Below are 19,098 nucleotides of genomic sequence, written 5' to 3'. Positions count from 1 at the left end.
TTTTTCTTAAAAATATTTTATTCATTTGATATTACTGATTATGTCACTTAATTTAATTCAAAAAAATGCCATTCATTTTATAGATGGTCCCTGTTTCATATTAGCAGGGGCTGGTTCTGGAAAAACTAAAGTTATTATTAATAAAATCATTCATTTAATACATAATTGTCAATATAAACCTGATAGTATTATTGCTGTTACTTTTACAAATAAAGCTGCTCATGAAATTAAAACTCGTCTTGCACAATATTTAGATTTACTACAAATAAAAAGTATGATTATTTCAACTTTTCATGCATTGGGTTTAGAAATTATTAAAAAAGAAATTAAATCATGTAATTTTAATGAAAATTTTTCTTTATTAGATGAAAAAGATCAAATAGTATTATTAAAAACAATTATTAATGAAAAATTAGAATTTAATAAAAAATTTTTAAAAAAAGTTATGTTCATGATTTCTTATTGGAAAAATAAATTTTGGACACCTCAAAAAGTTGAATTATTAGCTCAATCTACAATAGAAAAAAATTTTTCTTGGATTTATAAAAAATATGATTCTTATTTGCGAATATCTAATGTATTAGATTTTGATGATTTAATTTGTATACCTGTTTTATTATTAAAAAATAATAAAAAAATAAGAACTTATTGGAGGGATAAAATTGCTTATTTATTGGTAGATGAATATCAAGATACTAATAATAGTCAATATGCTTTATTAAAAAATCTAACTAATAATAATTCTCATTTTACTTTAGTAGGAGATGATGATCAATCAATTTACTCTTGGCGCGGTGCAAAATTAGATAATATATTATCATTAAAAAAAGATTATCCTAATCTGAAAATTATAAAAATGGAACAAAATTATCGTTCTTCTGGAAGAATATTAAAAGTTGCAAATAGTTTGATTTCTAATAATATTAATAATTTTCAAAAAAAATTATTTTCTAAATTAGATTATGGTAATCGTATTACTGTTATTATTGGTGATAATGAAGAAAAGGAAGCAGAAAAAATAGCAGATAAAATTATTTACACAAAAAAGATAGACCAAATAGATTATAATGATTATGCAGTCTTATATCGTAGTAATTACCAATCAATAATTCTTGAAAAAGTTTTTATTAAAAAAAATATTCCTTATCATATTTCTGGTAATACATCTTTTTTTTTACGTCCTGAAATTAAAGATTTAATTGCATATTTACGAATAATTATCAATCCACATGACGACTATGCATTTATGAGAATAATTAATATTCCTTCTCGTCAAATTGGTCTTATAACTTTAAATAAATTAAAAAATATTGCATATCAAGAAAAAAAAAGTTTATTTTTAATTAGTAAAGAAATAAAAAAATATTCTTTATTTACAAAAAATACAATAAAAAAAATAAATATTTTTGTTATTTGGATAGAAAAAATAACAACAATCTGTTTTTTACAACCTATCATAGCAATTGATACAATTATAGATGAGATTCAATATAAATTATGGTTATCAAAAACTATAAAAGAATCAGATAAATTAAATAAAAGTATAAAAAATATATCTATTCTATCAAACTGGATTTCCGGTCTTTTATCTGGTAATGATTTAGAACCACCTATGACATTATCACAAATTATTACAAAAATGACACTACGTGATATAACGGAAAACAATAAAGAAAAGAATTTAGATAACAAAGTGCAATTAATGACTTTACATGCTTCGAAAGGACTAGAATTTTTATCAGTTTTTATTATTGGCATGATCGAAGGTATTCTTCCAAATTATAGAAGTATTAATGATAATAATATTCAAGAAGAACGCCGTTTAACATATGTTGGTATAACTAGGGCGAAAAAAAATTTATTTTTTTCTTTATGTCGTAAACGTATTGAATATGGTAAAATATTGAATTCTGAACCAAGTCGTTTTTTATTTGAACTGCCTCAAGAAGATTTATATCTAGAAAATAATATGATATTAAGTAAAAATTATAATTTTTTGGATAATAAAAAATATAGAATAAATAATTTCAAAAAATTGTTGTATAATTTTAAAAAAAATAGTTAATTTAATCAAAATAAAATTCTGTAATTTTAGTTTAAATCAATTCTTAAAAATGATATTATTATTATATAATATTTAAATAATACATATTCTTTTAAATTAAAAATTTATACTTTATGAGCAAACAAATAAAATGAATAAAATAATTGAGTTAACTGATCAAAATTTTGAAATTGAAGTATTACAAGAAAAAAATTTTGTTTTAGTAGATTTTTGGGCTGAATGGTGTAATCCATGTAAAATGATTTCTTTGATATTAGAAGAAATAGCGAATGAATATTCTAATAAAATTAAAGTAGGAAAATTAAATATTGAAAAAAATCCGAATACTCCTCCAATTTATTCCATCAGAAGTATTCCAACATTATTATTATTTTCTAATAATGCAGTTATTGCAACTAAAGTGGGAGCTATCTCTAAAATTGAACTTAAAACATTTTTAGATGAAAATATTCATTAAATTTGTATTAATTTTATTTTTTATATATTATCATTAATAGACATAAATAAAAATTATCTATTATGTCACAATTTTTATTTCAAGATTTACCCCGATTTTACTAAGAACCCACCATTATGAATCTTACCGCACTGAAAAATATGCCAGTTTCTGAATTAATTACTCTTGGTGAAAAAATGGGGTTGGAAAATTTAGCGCGTATGCGTAAACAAGATATTATTTTTGCCATCCTAAAACAACATGCAAAAAGTGGAGAAGATATATTTGGAGACGGTGTTTTAGAGATATTACAAGATGGATTTGGATTTTTGCGTTCTGCAGATAGCTCTTATTTAGCTGGTCCTGATGATATATATGTTTCACCTAGTCAAATCCGTAGATTTAATTTACGAACTGGTGACACTATTGCTGGAAAAATCCGACCTCCTAAAGAAGGAGAGCGATATTTTGCTTTATTAAAAGTTAACGCAGTAAATTATGACAAGCCTGAAAATGCAAGAAGTAAAATTTTATTTGAAAATTTAACACCATTGCATGCTAATTCTAGATTAAGAATGGAAAGAGGTAATGGTTCTACTGAAGATTTAACTGCTCGAGTATTAGACTTGGCATCACCAATTGGCAGAGGACAAAGAGGCTTAATAGTAGCACCACCAAAAGCTGGAAAGACTATATTGTTACAAAATATAGCACAAAGTATTGCTTATAATCATCCAGATTGCGTGTTAATGGTATTGCTAATTGATGAAAGACCTGAAGAAGTAACAGAAATGCAAAGATTAGTTAAGGGCGAAGTAGTAGCATCTACTTTTGATGAACCAGCATCAAGACATGTTCAAGTAGCAGAAATGGTTATTGAAAAAGCAAAAAGATTAGTTGAACATAGAAAAGATGTTATTATTTTGCTTGATTCTATTACACGTTTAGCAAGGGCTTATAATACAGTTGTACCTGCATCAGGAAAAGTTTTAACTGGAGGTGTAGATGCTAATGCTTTACATCGACCTAAACGATTTTTTGGTGCAGCACGCAATGTAGAAGAAGGTGGTAGTTTAACAATTATTGCAACTGCCCTAGTAGATACAGGTTCGAAAATGGATGAGGTAATTTATGAAGAATTTAAAGGAACTGGTAATATGGAATTGCCTTTGTCTAGAAAAATAGCAGAAAAACGTGTTTTTCCAGCTATTGATTATAACCGGTCTGGTACGCGTAAAGAAGAATTATTAACATTACCTGATGAATTACAAAAAATGTGGATTTTAAGAAAAATTATTCATCCTATGAGCGAAATTGATGCTATGGAATTTTTACTTAATAAATTATCTATGACTAAAACAAACAATGAATTTTTTGATATGATGAAACGTTCTTAAATTATTCTATATATTAAATATTGAGATAATATATAAAATATTTGAAAAAAAGCTGGACAATTAATATTATTAATCTTAAAATTAAACTGGATTTAATACTAATGCGCTCGTAGCTCATTTGGATAGAGCACTACCCTCCGAAGGTAGAGGCGTCAGGTTCAAATCCTGTCGAGCGCAATTTTTTTCAATATTTTATAATATATATTTTTGGTGGCTATAGCTCAGTTGGTAGAGCTCTGGATTGTGATTCCAGTGGTCATGGGTTCAAATCCCATTAGCCACCCAAATTTCGGCGAATAGCGCAGCTTGGTAGCGCAACTGGTTTGGGACCAGTAGGTCAGAGGTTCAAATCCTCTTTCGCCGACCAAAAATCTATATTTTACATTTTATTTGTTTTATAAATTCGATTAAATATTCATTATTTGCATAATTAGCAATAATTATATGTTTCCATCCTATTTTTTTTGCTATCTTTGATAATCTTGATTCAACAACTAATATTTTACATTTTAATAACCATGCATAATAATCAGAATTATAAAAAATACGATTTAATTCATACATTGTTTCTGAATTTGTTATTAATAAAGTATTAATTTTATCAGTACTCCATTTTTTTCCTTTTTTAATTACATTAAATTTTTTAAAAATTCTTTTATAACATTCAATTACAAAAACGTTAATATTATTTTTTTTTAATGTTTTTTCTATTAGTTTTCTTCCATTCTTTCCTTGTAATAATAATATTTTTTCATATTTCATATCTTGTTCATATAAAATTTTTAATAAAGATTCACTATTTTCTTGTTTTTGTGGTATAAAAATTTTTTTTTAATATATTTTTGTAAAAGTAAACCTGTACTTTTACCAATAGTATAATATTTTGGTTTTGATGGCCAATTAAGATTTTTACTTTTTAAATATAAATGAGTATAATATATTGCTTTTTGAGAAAAAATAATAATTTTATCTGCTTGATACAATTGATTTATATTTTTTGATAATCCTCTTTCATCATTGTTAAAAATAAAATTAAATAAAGAAAAATGATAAGCAATAATACCTATATTATTTAAAGCATTGACTAATTTTTCCCCTTGAGGAGATGGTCTTGTAATAAGTATTTTCATAGATAATATGGATTTTTAATATAAAGATTTTTAAGTATTTTATGAGCTCCATTACTTAATAATTCATTTGCAAGTGAGTAACCCATTTTTTCACCTGTATTATACAAACCTATTCTCTCACCTTTTAAAATTATTTTACCGTTTGGAGATCCGACTAATCCTCTCAGCCAAATTTTATTTTTTTTAAGAATAGCATAAATTCCAATAGGAATATGACATCCTGCTTCTAATTTTTTACAAAAAGCTCTTTCTGCATTAATTTCAATGACTGTATTAGAATGATTTAAACGAGATAAAAAAAATGATATTTTTTTATCATGTAATCGAGATTGAATTCCAATAGCACCTTGACCGCATGATGGTAATGATAATTCTGCTGGTATAATTTGAGTAATGCGATTTTTTAAACCTAATCTATTTAATCCTTCAGTAGCAAGAATAATTGCATCATATTTTCCTTGATCTAACTTTGCAATTCTAGTTTCAACATTTCCTCTGATTGGCACAATAATTAAGTCAGGTCGATAAGTAATTAATTGACATTGTCTTCTTAAGCTAGATGTTCCAATTATGGCGCCTTTGGGTAAATGATTAATAGATTTATAGTGATTTGATACTAAACTATCCAGTGCATTTCCTCTTTTACATATACTGACTAAGCATAATTCTTTTGTTATTGTTACAGGTAGATCTTTCATAGAATGTATAGCAATATCTGCTTTGTTTTCTAATAAAGCAATTTCTAATTCTTTGATAAATAATCCTTTTCCTCCTTCTTTTGACAAAGATTTGTTTAAAATACTGTCTCCATGTGTAACAATTGGTACTAATTGAATATTTAAATTTGGATATAAAGATAATAATTTTTTTTGAACATATTTTGTTTGTTGTAAAGCTAATGGGCTTTTTCTAGTAGCAATTCTTAGTATTGTATTTATCATGTGATAATTTATATTAATATTAAAGTAATTTTTATTATATTCTTAATATATAAAAAATTTTTTTAATCTATTCAAGAATAATGTGAAATAAAATTTAAATTGGTATTGGATTGAATAGAACATGCATTACTAAATATTTTCCAAAAATCTTGATAACTACGAGTACAAATCCATATATTATCTTTGTGATTAAAGTGATATCCATTAATTGATGTTGCTAACCAAATTTGTTGAAAAAATTCTTGTTTATTGATAATAATAATACTTTTATTATTAAATTCTATTGTAAATACATAATTTTGTATTTCATAATCAATGTCAATTTTATTACTATATATATCTAAAGTATCTTCTATCTTTAAAAATAGATCATCTACTAATTGATAAAACTGACTATTATTGATTATATTATTATTTTGATCTTTCATTATGATACCTTAAAACAATTTTTATTTTTAATCTTATTCAATATACAATAATAATATATTTTCTAATATAAAATTGAAAATTTTTATTTTTTCAATAAAACAAACATATTTTGGTAAAAAAATGTATCTATATTCTAAACATAAAAAAAAAATAAATTTTTCTAAAATGCATGGATTAGGAAATGATTTTGTTATTATAAACTGTATTAATGAAAATATTTTTTTATCTTCGTCTGAGATTAAAAAATTATCTGATCGACACAGAGGTATTGGTTTTGATCAATTACTTTTTGTAGAAAAACCACAGAATCCTATTTTTGATTTCCATTATCGAATTTTTAATGCAAATGGAAATGAAGTAGAACAATGTGGAAATGGTGCACGATGTTTTGGATTATTTATAAAAATTAAAAAATTAACTAAAAAAAATAATATTTCTGTAAGTACTAAATTAAAACACTTAAAAATTACTTATTTTTCAAATAATTTTATTACAGTTAATATGGATGAACCAACATTTATTTTAAACAATATGCCATTATTAAAAAATATAATTATTCATAATTTTTTAATTTATTTTCTTAATGAAAATATAAAATGTAGTATAGTTTCCATGGGAAACCCACATTGTATTATTCAAGTTAATTGTATTGATAGTGCACCTGTTAAAAAAATAGGAAAAAAATTGGAAAAAAGTGCTTTTTTTCCTAAAGGAATAAATGTTGGTTTTATGCAAATTATTAATAAAATGCATATTAAATTACGAGTATATGAACGTGATGTAGGGGAAACTCAAGCTTGTGGAAGTGCTGCTTGTGCTTCTGTAGCTGCAGGAATTGCCCGTAATATATTGCATAATAAAGTTCAAGTTGATTTATTAGGCGGTAGTTTAACAATTCATTGGGCAGGTTTTGGACATCCTTTATATATGACTGGTCCTGCTGAGCATATTTATGACGGTACTATATATATATAAATATATTATTTAAAAAATAATAGCGTTTATTTTAAGAAAGAGGTTGATTTTGATATTTGTAGAAAAAAAAAGAATAGATTTGAAAAAAAAAGAATATATTCAAAAAGGCACAAAGAAATTTAATCAGGTAATTCTATCTCTTTTTTTAGGGGGTTTTTCAACATTTTCTATTTTATACTGTGTTCAGTCTATTTTACCTGTTTTTTCTAAACAATTTTTACTTACTCCTGCTGAAAGTAGTTTATCACTTTCAGCAGCGACTGCAATGATGGCCATAGGAATGTTATTTACTGGACCTTTATCGGATGTTATGGGTCGAAAATTTATCATGTCTTCTTCTCTTTTAATTTCTGCTATATTAACTATACTCTGTTCTTATATGAATAATTGGGCGGATATTGTCTTATTTAGAGCTTTAACAGGATTTTCTTTAAGTGGAGTTGTTTCAGTTGCAATGGTATATATTAGCGAAGAAATTGATCCCAGTTCTCTTTCTTTTTCGATGGGTTTGTATATTAGTGGTAATACAATTGGTGGATGTTCTGGAAGATTAATGAGTAGCATATTATCAGAATATTTTTCTTGGCATATTGCTTTAATGATTATTGGATTTTGTTCTTTTTTATCCTCTTGTTTTTTTTTATATTTATTACCTCCATCACGTAATTTTAATTCTATTTCTATAGATATACGCATATTTTTAAAAAACTTTTATTCTCATTTAATTAATCCTAAGCTATTTATTCTTTTTTTAATAGGATTTATTTTAATGGGTAGTTTTGTTACCATTTTTAATTATATTGGTTATCGTTTAATGTTAACACCTTTTTTTTTATGTCCTTCTAGTATTGGATTTTTATCAATTATTTATTTAACTGGAGTATATAGTTCTCCAAAAGCTGGTATATTAATACAAAAATATCATCGTAATCATATTCTTACTATAGCATTATTTTTAATGATTACTGGTGTAATTGTTACACAAAAAAATCATTTATTAATTATTATTTTTGGTCTAATATTATTTTCAGGCGGTTTTTTTGCCTCTCATTCTGTAGTGAGCAGTTGGATTAGTTCTTGTACACATATTGCAAAAGTACAAGCAACATCCTTATATTTATTTTTTTATTATCTAGGTTCGAGTATTTTTGGTACATTTGGTGGATTTTTTTGGTTTTTTTCTCAATGGCTTGGTATTTCTATTTTTATCATAACCATGTTAATATTCGGAATTTTTTTATCTTATCAGCTAAAAAATAACAATAAATAATAAAAATTTTGAATCTTAATGCATGATTTAGACTCGTGTTCAGAAAATTAATATTTTTCTGACAGATAATAAGCTTCATTCAATTCATTTAAATGGCTTAAATATTATGCTAGATTTATTTTTTTATTCTGATTTGAATTATAGTTTATTTGTTTTATTAACAGTATTACTGATTTTATTTTATGAAGTAATAAATGGTTTTCATGATACAGCAAATTCAGTATCAACTTTGATCTATACTCGCTCTATATCTGCTAATTTTTCTGTTTTTATATCTGGTATTTTTAATTTTTTAGGTGTTTTATTGGGAGGATTAACCGTTTCTTATGCAATTGTTCATTTATTACCTGATAATCTATTATTAATGAATAATGCATTAAATACTCTTTCTATGGTATTCTCTATATTATTATCAGCAATAATATGGAATTTATCTACTTGGTATTTTTGTTTGCCAGCATCAAGTTCTCATTCTTTAATTGGAGGAATTATTGGAGTAAGTTTGATTAATTCTTTTATTCAAGGTTCTTCTTGTATTGATGTATTTAATGCATCTAAAATGATTAGTATTTTTTTATCTCTTATTTTATCTCCTGTTATTGGGTTAGTAATTTCTGGTATTTTTATTTTTTGTTTAAGGTGTTTTTTTAGTACTAATACAAAATTTTATCGTATACATATGACACCATTAGAACGTAAAAAAATTGATGGAAAAAAAAATCCTCCATTTTTTATTCGTATTATCTTAATTCTTTCATCAATTGGTGTAAGTTACGCTCATGGAGCGAATGATGGTCAAAAAGGCATTGGGTTAATAATGCTTATATTAATTAGTGTCATGCCATCTTCTTTTTTAGTTAATTTAAATTCTAATAGTAATGATATAATATATACACGAAATGCAATAAATAATTTAGAAAAATATTATTTAAATCATATGATTGAATTTAAAAAAATAGAAGAAAAAAAAAATATTATTGAAAAATCATTTATTAATTGTCATCATAATAATATTATAAAAAATATAAAAAAAACACAACTATTACTTCACAACATATCTAATTATCATTTTTTAAATAAAGAAAAAAAAATTGCATTACGACATAATTTATTGTGTATTGCAAATACTATTAATGATATAACAAAATTATTTAATTTAAATAAAACAGATCAATCTTCTTTAAATAGTTGGAGAAAAGATATATTAATTACAATTGAATATGCACCTATTTGGGTTATATTTATTATTGCTTCATCTTTATCATTAGGTACAATGATAGGTTGGAGACGTATTGTAATAACAATAGGTGAAAAAATAGGAAAAAAAAGAATGACATATGCACAAGCCATGTCTGCTCAGATTACTACTGCTTGTTCTATTGGAATTGCTAGTTACACAGGAATTCCAGTGTCTACCACACATATTTTATCATCTTCAGTAGCGGGAACTATGTTAATTGATAGTGATGGGATTCAATTACATACAATAAGAAATATTGCTCTTGCATGGATTTTAACTTTACCAGTTTCAATTTTATTATCTGGTTTTTTATATTGGGTTATGCTTTGTTTAATATAGTAGATATAATTCTGCAAATATTTTTTATAGGAGTACGTATAATTATTATGTACTCCTATTTTTAAAAAATTTTATTTTTTTGAAGGAAGATATATATCAAATCGATGTTTCTTGCTTTTAATGATAAAATCTACTTTATCTGTAGAAATTTTTTTAGCATAGTATGGTCTTTTAACAACAATTCTTTTTTTTGCTAATTTCTTAGCAATATTAAGTAACTGATATGAATCTTTATCATTTCCTATTAATTTTTGAAAAAATTGTATTTCTTTTTTTGGTAAAGATTTTTTTTTACGAAGTGGATACATAGGATCTAAATAAATAACATCGGGTTGAGGAATGGATAATGATAACATATTCATACTATTTTCATGAATTAAATGTAATCTTTTTTTTAACCAAAATCCTATTTTTTCATCTTCATATGCTTTTTTTAAACCTTCTTGTAATAATTTTATTATCACTGGATGACGTTCTATCATAATTACATGACAACCTAAAAAAGATAATATAAAAGCATCTCTACCCAATCCTGCAGTAGTATCTAACACTAAAGGAAAATAATTTTTTTTTATTCCAACTGCTTTAGCAATAATTTCATTTTTTCTATTTGAATAAAAACATCGATAATTATTTTTTTTTGAAATAAAATTAATTTTAATCATATGTTGTAATAATATTCTAATAATTATATAATTTTAAAAAATAATTATATATTAATATGACATCAGAGTATTTTTATATTTTTCAATAAATATATTTTAATTATTCTTGTAGTGATATTTTCTTAATATTACTTTAAAATAAAATATTTTACATTTTAATTAAAAATATGATATATTTTTATTGTTTTTATATATTTTTAGTATAGAATGATAAAATTAAGTAAATTTTTAATATAATATTAAAATTAACATAAATTTTACATTTTATACTTTACTTCATATATATTATTAATAATATATATTAAAAAATTCAAGGAGATTTAAAATAATGTCAGAGATTTCTGTAGTAAGTCAAAATAGTGAAAAAAAAATTTTAAATAATCACCATATTGATAATAAAGTAAACAATAGTACAAAAAATGAATCAAAAGATATAAAAAATAAAAATGATCTTAGTTATACAGTTTCATTAAATGAAGATCATAAAAATACAAATAAAAATGATGAGACTAAAACAAAGTCACATGATGTATTAAAACCAGAAAAAAATCAAGTTGATGATAACATGAAAGATATGATTCAAAAAAAAATTGAAAAAATAGATAGTATGAAAAACGATAATATCGAAAAAATTTTTTTTTATAGAAATACCTAAAATATTTAAAGATATACTTAACTATCTAGAAAAAATAATTGATAAAACAAATTTTAAAGATACATTCACTTCTTTTATTTCTAGCATCAAAGATTCTGCATTACAAACCTTTCAAAAAATTCAAGAATTTATCTCTAATTTATCTAACAATACTACAATAAAAAATTTCTTTCATGATACTTGTGAATTTATAATGAATCTTGCAAAAAATTCTTTTGATGTTATGTCACAATATACTAAGGATTTTTTAAAAGTAATTGATAATGGTCAGGTTATTTTTAAAAATTTTATTAATCAATTTTTTAAAAAACAATAAAATGAAATTTAATAATATTTTATTTTAAATGTAATTTAAAAAGTATATTTATATATGATAAATATATAAAATGATTTATTAATATTAACTGTTCTATCTTTTTCAAAAAGATAGTGCAGTTAGTATATATAATAATATTAGAAAAATATAAATTTTTTAAAATTAATGATAAATTTTGTATTTTTATATTTTATAAAATACCCAATAGGATATATTATATATCCTATTGAAATAAATAATAAATCTTATTTAATTGTAAAAATAGAAAATTGATTTTTAATAAGATAAAATAATAATTAGTAATAATATTTTTACCAATAATTTTCTGTGGTAATATGACCAGGAATACGACGTAAATGTTTTTTCATATTTTTAGTATTTTTTAATAATGTATATGTGTCTTTAATCATATTGGGATTTCCACACAGCATTACATGTGAATCTTGATTATTTAATTTAAAACCAACACTATTTTCTAATTCTTGATTTTTTAATAAAAAAGGAATTCTTCCTTGTAAAGAATTATTATGTTTTTCTCTACTAACAATAGTTTGAATTTTTAATTTTCCATTAAATTTTTGACATAATTGTTTTATTAATGGTAAGTAATTTAATTCATTTTGATATCGTACAGCATATATTAAAATAATATATTTAAATCGATTAACATTTTTAGCTTCTTGTAATATGGAACAATAAGGACCAATTGCCGTCCCTGTTGCAAACATCCATAGTTTTTTACAATCCGGTATTTCATTTAGAGTAAAAAATCCAAATGAATTTTTTTTAATTAAAATATTATCTCCATCTTTTAAATTATACAAATAATTACTAAATTTTCCGTTTAATATACGATTGATATAAATTTCTATGTTTTTATTGCTTGGAGCATTAACATATGAATATGCTCTTTGTATTTTTTTATTATTTTTATCATATAGTGCTAATTTGTTGAATTGTCCTGCATAAAAAGGAGAAATAGATGCATGTAAAAAAAGACTAAATAAATTATTAGTCCATTTTTTATTCATTATAACATTTGCATTAATCCAAGGATTCATGATAAACATCTCTTTATACGGAAAAACAGAAAATATATGTTAATAAAATAAAATATCCATTTTAGAAAATTCTAAAATGGATAAATAAATTAATAGGTTATAAAATAAAACGACTAAGATCTTCATTTGATATTAATTGATCTAAATGTTCTGATACATAATTTGAATCAATTTTGATTGATTTTCCTATATTATTATTTGCATTAAAAGATATATCTTCCATTAATTTTTCTAATATAGTATGTAATCGACGTGCGCCAATATTTTCCATAGATTCGTTTACTTTCCACGCTGCTTCAGCAATATTACGAATTCCTTCTTTTGTAAAATTAATATCTACTTTTTCTGTAGCCATTAATGCTTTATATTGAGTAGTAATAGATGCAGTAGGTTCAGTTAAAATTCTTTCAAAATCATTAATAGTCAATGCTTGTAATTCTACTCGGATAGGTAAACGTCCTTGTAATTCAGGAATTAAATCAGATGGTGTACATGTTTGAAAAGCTCCTGATGCAATAAATAAAATATGATTTGTTTTAACCATTCCATATTTTGTAGATACAGTACATCCTTCAATTAAAGGAAGTAAATCTCTTTGTACTCCTTCTCGAGAAACATCTGGACCAGAAGCATTTTCTCTTTTACATATTTTATCAATTTCATCAATAAAAACTATACCATTTTGTTCTACTGCATGAATTGCTTCTTTTTTTATTTCTTCTTGATTTATTAATTTTGAAGCTTCTTCTTCTGTTAATAATATAATTGCATCTTTAATTTTTAAACGTCTAGTATTTTTTTTCTGATTTCCTAAATTTTGGAATAAAGATTGAAGTTGATTAGTTAATTCTTCCATTCCTGGAGGTGCCATAATTTCTACCCCCATAGAATTTGTTAAAAGGCTAATTTCTATTTCTTTTTCATCCAATACTCCTTCTCTTAATTTTTTTCGAAATATTTGAATTGTTTTAGAGAGACTTTCTTTTCTTTCATTTTCTGTCCAATTACTTTTTGGCGTTGGAATAAGAATATTTAATATTCTGTCTTCAACAATATCTGTTACTTGTAATTTATTTTTTTTTATATTTCTTATTCTTATCATTTTGATTGCAGCATCTGTTAAATCACGAATGATAGAATCAACTTCTTTTCCTACATAGCCTACTTCAGTAAATTTTGTTGCTTCAACTTTAATAAAAGGAGAGTTAGCTAATTTTGCTAAACGTCGAGCAATTTCTGTTTTTCCAACCCCAGTGGGACCAATCATCAAAATATTTTTAGGTGTAATTTCATGTCGTAATTCACTATTTAGTTGCATACGACGCCATCGGTTTCTTAATGCAATTGATACAGCTCGTTTTGCTTTATCTTGACCGATAATAAATTTATCAAGTTCTAAAACAATTTGAGGAGGAGTCATTTCAGACATAGAGATAATCCTTACTTTTCTGAAAATAATTCTTTTATAGTAAAAGTGTGATTAGTATAAATACAAATATTTGCAGCAATATTCAATGATTTTTTTACAATATTATATGCATCTAGATTAGTATTATCTAATAATGCTCGTGCAGCAGATTGAGCATAAGAACCTCCTGATCCAATAGCAATTAAATCATTTTCAGGTTGTATAACATCACCATTACCTGTAATGATTAAAGAATTATCTTTGTCAGCTACTGCTAATAAAGCTTCTAATTTTCGTAATATTTTATCAGATCTCCAATCTTTTGCTAGTTCAATAGCTGCACGTTGTAATTGACCTTGATACATTGCTAGCTTTTTTTCAAATAATTCAAATAAAGTGAAGGAATCTGCAGTACTACCAGCAAAACCAGCAATTACTTTTTCATAGTAAAGAGATCTAATTTTTTTAACATTACTTTTCATAATTGTATTACCTAATGTTGCTTGTCCATCACCTCCAATTACTACTTTATTATTTAATCTTACACTTAATATTGTTGTCACAAGAGAGCCTCTTAGAATATCTTTAATCTTATAGTTATATTTAATATTATTTTTTTATTATATAGAAAAATAATATTTTTTTGTTTTATTTATTAATGAAATATTTTTATATTATATTAATATAAAATAAAATTAGATAATAATATCTTCTATATTCATAATTATAAAATTTTTTATTTTTAATATGTTTTAAATCTTATCTTTTTTATTTTATTCTTAAAAATAAAAGTTAATTGATAAATATATCTATATTTTATACATATTATAAAATATTATTAATTTAATTAAAAAATTTAATTTATCTTACTATATTCATGATAATCTTATATAAAAAATATATCTAATATAGGATTATTATAATGAAAAAAAGTATTCATCCACATTACATAAAAATAAAAGCTACATGTTCTTGTGGAAATGTAATTGAAATTTTTTCTACCCTTAATCATAATTTAACTTTAGATATCTGTGCTAAATGTCATCCATTTTATACAGGTAAGAAAAGAATTGTTGATACTGGAGGTCGTGTTGAAAGATTTAAAAAACGCTTTAATTTTGCTAAAAATAATTAATTTTTAATGTAATAATTGTTTTAAGCATCTTTAAATTTTTTTTAGATGCTTAAAAATTTATTTTCATATATTTACTTTATATTTTAAATATGAATCATTAAAATAATTTTTTAAAGCTATAAAAATAGAATTAGCTATTTCATTTTGATATTTTTCCGTTTGTAATTTTTGTTCTTCTTCTAGATTAGTAATAAATCCTACTTCGATTAACAAAGCAGGCATATTAATAGCGCTTAATATTCCTAAACTTGAATAATAAGGATATGCTCTATGTAATTTTGTTATTTTCTTTAATTCTTTAAAAATTTTATTTGATATATTATGTTCAATTTTTTTAAAATTATTAAATTGTAAATCAAGAATAATTTTTTTTAAATAAATATTATTTTTTGTATTTTCTAAAAATTTTTTAATATTATCAGGAAAAAATAAAATATCTTTTTGATATTTTAAATAATTGTTAATTTCTCGATGTATTCGATTATTAGAAATCATCGATATTGATGCTCCTGATACAGATTTTTTTTTTGCTGAATCTATATGGATGGATATTAATAAATCTATTTCTTGATTACAAAATAACTTTTTTCTATTATTTAATGAAATAAAATAATCATTATTTCGTGTTAATAATATTTTAAAAAGATTATTTTTTTTAAATAATTTATTAATTTTTGATACGATTTTAATCGTAATTTTTTTTTCTTGTAATCCTAAAAATCCTATTGCTCCTGGATCAATTCCACCATGTCCTGCATCCAGTATGATTGTTATTTTTTTTTACATTGATATAACTATTTATTTTTTTTTCAGGGAGTTGGTTATTGATAGAAGTGTAAGATATTTTAGAAAATTTTTTATTTTTTTTATTGATGATGTATTGTGATTGGGTTATTTTAAAAAAAAATTATTTTTTTCTTGATATTTTATATTATTTTGTTTTTTATTACTATATACATACATTGAAAAAAATAAAGTAATTAATAGAATTCCTTTAAAACAATAATTAAAAATCATATTTTTTCTCAAATTTTTGTTGATATATTAAAAATTTTTTATTTTTGTATAAAAATTGGATGGAGCGGAAAACGAGATTTGAACTCGCGACCCCAACCTTGGCAAGGTTGTGCTCTACCATCTGAGCTATTTCCGCAATATTATAATAATTTTCTCGAATTTATATTTTATAGAGATAAAATTTATTTTTCAAGCTTTCTTTTAAAAAAATTTTTTTTATAAATATTTAGTTCCATTATAGAATCATATATATCTTCTAAAGCATTATGTGTATTTTTTTTATGTATTTTTTTTAAAATAGAAGGATTCCAACGATAAGCTAATTCTTTAATAGTACTTACATCTATATAGCGATAGTGAAAATATTTTTCTAAATCTGGCATGTATTTAAATAAAAATCGACGATCTTGTGCAATACTATTTCCACAAATGGGAGATGTTTGACTTGGAACCCATTTTTTTAAAAATGATATAGTTGCATATTCAGCTTTTTTTTCATTATAAAGACTTTTTTGAACCCGTGTGATTAAACCATTTTGAGTATGTGTTTTTTCATTCCATTTATTCATTAATAAAAGGTTTTTCTTTTTTTGATATATAGCGATCACTGGACCTTCTGATATAATATTTAAATTTATATCTGTAATTAATGTAGCTATTTCTAAAATATGATGAATTTTTGGATTTAGTCCAGTCATTTCTAAATCAATCCATATAAGATTATTTTTATTTTTTTTCATTTTTTTATATATTAAAGTATGATGAATATATAATTATACGATATATTTATGTAATTAATATATATATATATATATTTACTGTGAAAAATTTTTTTATCACAGTGTAATTAATAACAATTATAATTAGAACAAATATTATTTATTATAATGAGATCTGATTTTTTATGAAAAATATTAATTGTATGTTTACTAAATCTTGGAATGATTTAAAAAATCATTTTCAAGAAATCAAAAATATTCATTTAAAACATTTATTTTCGATTGATAACAATCGTTTTGAAAAATTCTCTATTAAATTTAAAGACGAAATGTTAATTGATTTTTCAAAAAACCGTATTACAGAAGAAACTATAAAAAAACTTATAAATTTAGCGAATGAAACAAAATTAAAAGATGGAATACAATCCATGTTTTCTGGCGATAAAATTAATAAGACAGAAAATCGATCTGTATTACACATAGCATTACGTAATCGTACTAATTATAAAATTATAGTTGATAATACTAATATAATGACAGAAATTAATATTGTATTAAAAAAAATGAAAGATTTTTCAAAATTAGTTATTAATGGACAGTGGAAAGGTTATAGTGGAAAAGCTATTTCTGATATTGTGAATATTGGTATTGGTGGTTCTGATTTAGGACCTTATATGGTTACAGAAGCATTACGTCCATATAAAAATCATTTGAATATGCACTATGTTTCTAATATTGATGGCACTCATCTTTCTGAAGTATTTAAAAAAGTAGATCCTGAAACAACATTATTTTTAATTGCGTCTAAAACGTTTACAACAGAAGAAACAATGACTAATGCAAATAGTGCTAAAACATGGATGTTATATTATTTTAAAAATAAAAATTTTTTAGATAAACATTTTATTGCATTATCATCAAATATAGAAAATGTTTTAAAATTTGGAATTAATATAAAAAATATTTTTCCATTTTGGGAGTGGGTTGGTGGTCGTTTTTCTTTGTGGTCTTCTGTTGGTTTGTCTATTATTTTATCAATTGGATTTCATAATTTTGAAAAATTTTTAGATGGCGCTCATGCTATGGATAATCATTTTTATGAAACAGATTTTAATAAAAATATTCCTGTATTATTAGCTTTAATTAGTATTTGGTATACTAATTTTTTTCGTTCTGAGACTGAGGCAATGCTTCCATATGATCAATATATGCATCGTCTTCCAGCTTATTTTCAACAAGCTAATATGGAATCTAATGGAAAATCTATTGATAGAAATGGAAATAAAATATTATATGATACTGGTCCTATTATTTGGGGTGAACCAGGTACTAATGGTCAGCATGCATTTTATCAATTAATACATCAAGGTACTAAATTAATTCCATGTGATTTTATTGCACCAATCATATCACATAATAAATTAGGAAAACACCATTTAAAGTTAATATCTAATTTTTTAGCACAAACTCGAGCTCTGGCATTTGGTCAAACAAGAGATGATTTAATGAAAGATTTACATTTCTTGCAAGATACAAATAAAGACATAAAAAAAATATTAAATTTTAAAATTTGCCAAGGAAATCAACCAACTAATTCTATATTAATAAGAAAAATTACACCGTATAATTTAGGATCATTAATTGCTTTATATGAACATAAAATTTTTGTTCAAGGTTATATTTTAAATCTTTTTAGTTTTGATCAATGGGGTGTAGAGATCGGAAAAAAATTAGCACAAAATATTTATTCACATTTAAATAATAATTCCAATAATGAATATTATGATGTTTCCACTCAAGGGCTTATTAAATTTTATAAATTTTTTTCATAGTATATGTTAATAACCAATGAATATTGAGTGAAATATTATTTTTTTTTTTTGATTCTGATTGTTTCAGA

19 protein-coding genes, 4 tRNA genes and 1 pseudogene are annotated in these 19,098 nt (G+C 23.3%); 13 read left to right on the top strand and 11 right to left on the bottom strand.

The features are described 5' to 3' along the window. Positions 1-40: 40 nt before the first annotated feature. The 6 genes from ACOI1G_RS00985 (at position 41) to ACOI1G_RS00960 (ending at position 4,265) form a co-directional block, all read left to right on the top strand. Complete coding sequence (locus ACOI1G_RS00985; protein ID WP_422667465.1) at positions 41-2,065, top strand: UvrD-helicase domain-containing protein; 2,025 nt, start codon at positions 41-43, stop codon at positions 2,063-2,065. Between the two features lie 130 nt (positions 2,066-2,195). Then, positions 2,196-2,522, top strand: a complete 327-nt coding sequence (gene trxA / locus ACOI1G_RS00980; RefSeq protein ID WP_422667464.1) for a thioredoxin TrxA — start codon at positions 2,196-2,198, stop codon at positions 2,520-2,522. A gap of 116 nt (positions 2,523-2,638) precedes the next feature. Next, a complete protein-coding gene (rho, locus tag ACOI1G_RS00975) occupies positions 2,639-3,898 on the top strand; it encodes a transcription termination factor Rho (RefSeq protein ID WP_422667463.1) in 1,260 nt (419 codons plus the stop codon). Between the two features lie 103 nt (positions 3,899-4,001). After that, positions 4,002-4,075: transfer RNA gene (locus ACOI1G_RS00970), tRNA-Arg, on the top strand. Positions 4,076-4,108: 33 nt separating this feature from the next. Then, positions 4,109-4,181 (top strand) — tRNA-His (locus ACOI1G_RS00965). A gap of 7 nt (positions 4,182-4,188) precedes the next feature. Then, a tRNA-Pro gene (locus tag ACOI1G_RS00960) sits at positions 4,189-4,265 on the top strand. 5 nt (positions 4,266-4,270) lie between these two features. Here ACOI1G_RS00960 and ACOI1G_RS00955 read toward each other — a convergent pair. From ACOI1G_RS00955 to cyaY, 4 genes are all read right to left on the bottom strand, one after another. Beyond that, positions 4,271-4,678: a uroporphyrinogen-III synthase gene (locus ACOI1G_RS00955; protein WP_422667580.1), complete on the bottom strand. Its 408-nt coding sequence runs from the start codon at positions 4,676-4,678 to the stop codon at positions 4,271-4,273. Between the two features lie 2 nt (positions 4,679-4,680). After that, positions 4,681-5,028 (bottom strand): uroporphyrinogen-III synthase, encoded by a 348-nt coding sequence (locus tag ACOI1G_RS00950; RefSeq protein ID WP_422667462.1) that lies wholly within the window; start codon positions 5,026-5,028, stop codon positions 4,681-4,683. Beyond that, positions 5,025-5,969 (bottom strand): hydroxymethylbilane synthase, encoded by a 945-nt coding sequence (gene hemC, locus ACOI1G_RS00945; protein ID WP_422667461.1) that lies wholly within the window; start codon positions 5,967-5,969, stop codon positions 5,025-5,027. The genes ACOI1G_RS00950 and hemC overlap by 4 nt, the downstream gene beginning before the upstream one ends. 71 nt (positions 5,970-6,040) lie before the next feature. Then, on the bottom strand, positions 6,041-6,397 hold the full coding sequence (gene cyaY, locus ACOI1G_RS00940) for an iron donor protein CyaY (RefSeq protein WP_422667460.1): 357 nt from the start codon (positions 6,395-6,397) through the stop codon (positions 6,041-6,043). Between the two features lie 151 nt (positions 6,398-6,548). Here cyaY and dapF point away from each other — a divergent pair, with 151 nt between their 5' ends. The 3 genes from dapF (at position 6,549) to ACOI1G_RS00925 (ending at position 10,222) form a co-directional block, all read left to right on the top strand. Then, on the top strand, positions 6,549-7,373 hold the full coding sequence (gene dapF, locus ACOI1G_RS00935; protein ID WP_422667579.1) for a diaminopimelate epimerase: 825 nt from the start codon (positions 6,549-6,551) through the stop codon (positions 7,371-7,373). A gap of 52 nt (positions 7,374-7,425) precedes the next feature. After that, the gene (locus tag ACOI1G_RS00930) at positions 7,426-8,643 is read left to right on the top strand and encodes an MFS transporter (RefSeq protein WP_422667577.1); all 1,218 of its coding nucleotides are present in this window, start codon (positions 7,426-7,428) and stop codon (positions 8,641-8,643) included. A gap of 106 nt (positions 8,644-8,749) precedes the next feature. Further along, a complete protein-coding gene (locus ACOI1G_RS00925; RefSeq protein WP_422667459.1) occupies positions 8,750-10,222 on the top strand; it encodes an inorganic phosphate transporter in 1,473 nt (490 codons plus the stop codon). 71 nt (positions 10,223-10,293) lie between these two features. Here the strand turns inward: ACOI1G_RS00925 and ACOI1G_RS00920 are convergent. Next, a pseudogene (locus ACOI1G_RS00920) lies at positions 10,294-10,893 on the bottom strand (class I SAM-dependent methyltransferase); the annotation flags it as partial. 322 nt (positions 10,894-11,215) lie between these two features. Here ACOI1G_RS00920 and ACOI1G_RS00915 point away from each other — a divergent pair. Together ACOI1G_RS00915 and ACOI1G_RS00910 are read left to right on the top strand one after the other, a co-directional pair. Then, a complete protein-coding gene (locus ACOI1G_RS00915; protein ID WP_422667458.1) occupies positions 11,216-11,542 on the top strand; it encodes a hypothetical protein in 327 nt (108 codons plus the stop codon). Positions 11,543-11,735: 193 nt separating this feature from the next. Continuing rightward, a complete protein-coding gene (locus tag ACOI1G_RS00910) occupies positions 11,736-11,858 on the top strand; it encodes a hypothetical protein (protein WP_422667457.1) in 123 nt (40 codons plus the stop codon). Between the two features lie 311 nt (positions 11,859-12,169). Here ACOI1G_RS00910 and ACOI1G_RS00905 read toward each other — a convergent pair whose 3' ends face one another. The 3 genes from ACOI1G_RS00905 to hslV form a co-directional block, all read right to left on the bottom strand. Then, positions 12,170-12,919: an FAD-binding oxidoreductase gene (locus ACOI1G_RS00905; RefSeq protein WP_422667456.1), complete on the bottom strand. Its 750-nt coding sequence runs from the start codon at positions 12,917-12,919 to the stop codon at positions 12,170-12,172. Between the two features lie 97 nt (positions 12,920-13,016). Continuing rightward, on the bottom strand, positions 13,017-14,348 hold the full coding sequence (hslU, locus tag ACOI1G_RS00900) for an HslU--HslV peptidase ATPase subunit (protein ID WP_422667455.1): 1,332 nt from the start codon (positions 14,346-14,348) through the stop codon (positions 13,017-13,019). 11 nt (positions 14,349-14,359) lie between these two features. Then, on the bottom strand, positions 14,360-14,890 hold the full coding sequence (gene hslV / locus ACOI1G_RS00895; RefSeq protein WP_422667454.1) for an ATP-dependent protease subunit HslV: 531 nt from the start codon (positions 14,888-14,890) through the stop codon (positions 14,360-14,362). A 359-nt stretch (positions 14,891-15,249) separates the two neighbouring features. Between hslV and rpmE the strand changes: the two genes are divergently transcribed. Continuing rightward, complete coding sequence (gene rpmE / locus ACOI1G_RS00890; protein ID WP_422667453.1) at positions 15,250-15,462, top strand: 50S ribosomal protein L31; 213 nt, start codon at positions 15,250-15,252, stop codon at positions 15,460-15,462. Between the two features lie 63 nt (positions 15,463-15,525). Here rpmE and ACOI1G_RS00885 read toward each other — a convergent pair whose 3' ends face one another. The 3 genes from ACOI1G_RS00885 to orn all read right to left on the bottom strand — a co-directional run bounded on the left by ACOI1G_RS00885 (position 15,526) and on the right by orn (position 17,219). Then, positions 15,526-16,236, bottom strand: coding sequence for an N-acetylmuramoyl-L-alanine amidase (locus tag ACOI1G_RS00885; RefSeq protein ID WP_422667576.1), 711 nt, complete (start codon positions 16,234-16,236; stop codon positions 15,526-15,528). A gap of 303 nt (positions 16,237-16,539) precedes the next feature. Further along, positions 16,540-16,615: transfer RNA gene (locus ACOI1G_RS00880), tRNA-Gly, on the bottom strand. Positions 16,616-16,661: 46 nt separating this feature from the next. Further along, positions 16,662-17,219 (bottom strand): oligoribonuclease, encoded by a 558-nt coding sequence (gene orn / locus ACOI1G_RS00875; protein WP_422667452.1) that lies wholly within the window; start codon positions 17,217-17,219, stop codon positions 16,662-16,664. A gap of 164 nt (positions 17,220-17,383) precedes the next feature. On the opposite strand from orn, the gene pgi reads away from it, so the two are divergent. After that, positions 17,384-19,030, top strand: a complete 1,647-nt coding sequence (pgi, locus tag ACOI1G_RS00870) for a glucose-6-phosphate isomerase (RefSeq protein ID WP_422667451.1) — start codon at positions 17,384-17,386, stop codon at positions 19,028-19,030. The last annotated feature ends 68 nt before the right edge of the window (positions 19,031-19,098 follow it).

The sequence above is a fragment of the Buchnera aphidicola (Pterocomma populeum) genome (genome assembly GCF_049314985.1).
Classification (GTDB): Bacteria; Pseudomonadota; Gammaproteobacteria; order Enterobacterales; family Enterobacteriaceae; genus Buchnera; species Buchnera aphidicola_BQ.
Note: the sequence above shows the minus strand (reverse complement) of the source record. Positions and strands in the feature narration are given on the sequence as shown.

What these genes read in the sequence shown, in the direction of transcription:
- ACOI1G_RS00985 (WP_422667465.1), top strand. Translation starts at nt 41, where the DNA reads ATGTCACTTAATTTAATTCAAAAAAATGCCATTCATTTTATAGATGGT.
- trxA (WP_422667464.1), top strand. Translation starts at nt 2,196, where the DNA reads ATGAATAAAATAATTGAGTTAACTGATCAAAATTTTGAAATTGAAGTA.
- rho (WP_422667463.1), top strand. Translation starts at nt 2,639, where the DNA reads ATGAATCTTACCGCACTGAAAAATATGCCAGTTTCTGAATTAATTACT.
- ACOI1G_RS00950 (WP_422667462.1), bottom strand. Translation starts at nt 5,028, where the DNA reads ATGAAAATACTTATTACAAGACCATCTCCTCAAGGGGAAAAATTAGTC.
- hemC (WP_422667461.1), bottom strand. Translation starts at nt 5,969, where the DNA reads ATGATAAATACAATACTAAGAATTGCTACTAGAAAAAGCCCATTAGCT.
- cyaY (WP_422667460.1), bottom strand. Translation starts at nt 6,397, where the DNA reads ATGAAAGATCAAAATAATAATATAATCAATAATAGTCAGTTTTATCAA.
- ACOI1G_RS00925 (WP_422667459.1), top strand. Translation starts at nt 8,750, where the DNA reads ATGCTAGATTTATTTTTTTATTCTGATTTGAATTATAGTTTATTTGTT.
- ACOI1G_RS00915 (WP_422667458.1), top strand. Translation starts at nt 11,216, where the DNA reads ATGTCAGAGATTTCTGTAGTAAGTCAAAATAGTGAAAAAAAAATTTTA.
- ACOI1G_RS00910 (WP_422667457.1), top strand. Translation starts at nt 11,736, where the DNA reads ATGAATCTTGCAAAAAATTCTTTTGATGTTATGTCACAATATACTAAG.
- ACOI1G_RS00905 (WP_422667456.1), bottom strand. Translation starts at nt 12,919, where the DNA reads ATGAATCCTTGGATTAATGCAAATGTTATAATGAATAAAAAATGGACT.
- hslU (WP_422667455.1), bottom strand. Translation starts at nt 14,348, where the DNA reads ATGTCTGAAATGACTCCTCCTCAAATTGTTTTAGAACTTGATAAATTT.
- rpmE (WP_422667453.1), top strand. Translation starts at nt 15,250, where the DNA reads ATGAAAAAAAGTATTCATCCACATTACATAAAAATAAAAGCTACATGT.
- orn (WP_422667452.1), bottom strand. Translation starts at nt 17,219, where the DNA reads ATGAAAAAAAATAAAAATAATCTTATATGGATTGATTTAGAAATGACT.
- pgi (WP_422667451.1), top strand. Translation starts at nt 17,384, where the DNA reads ATGAAAAATATTAATTGTATGTTTACTAAATCTTGGAATGATTTAAAA.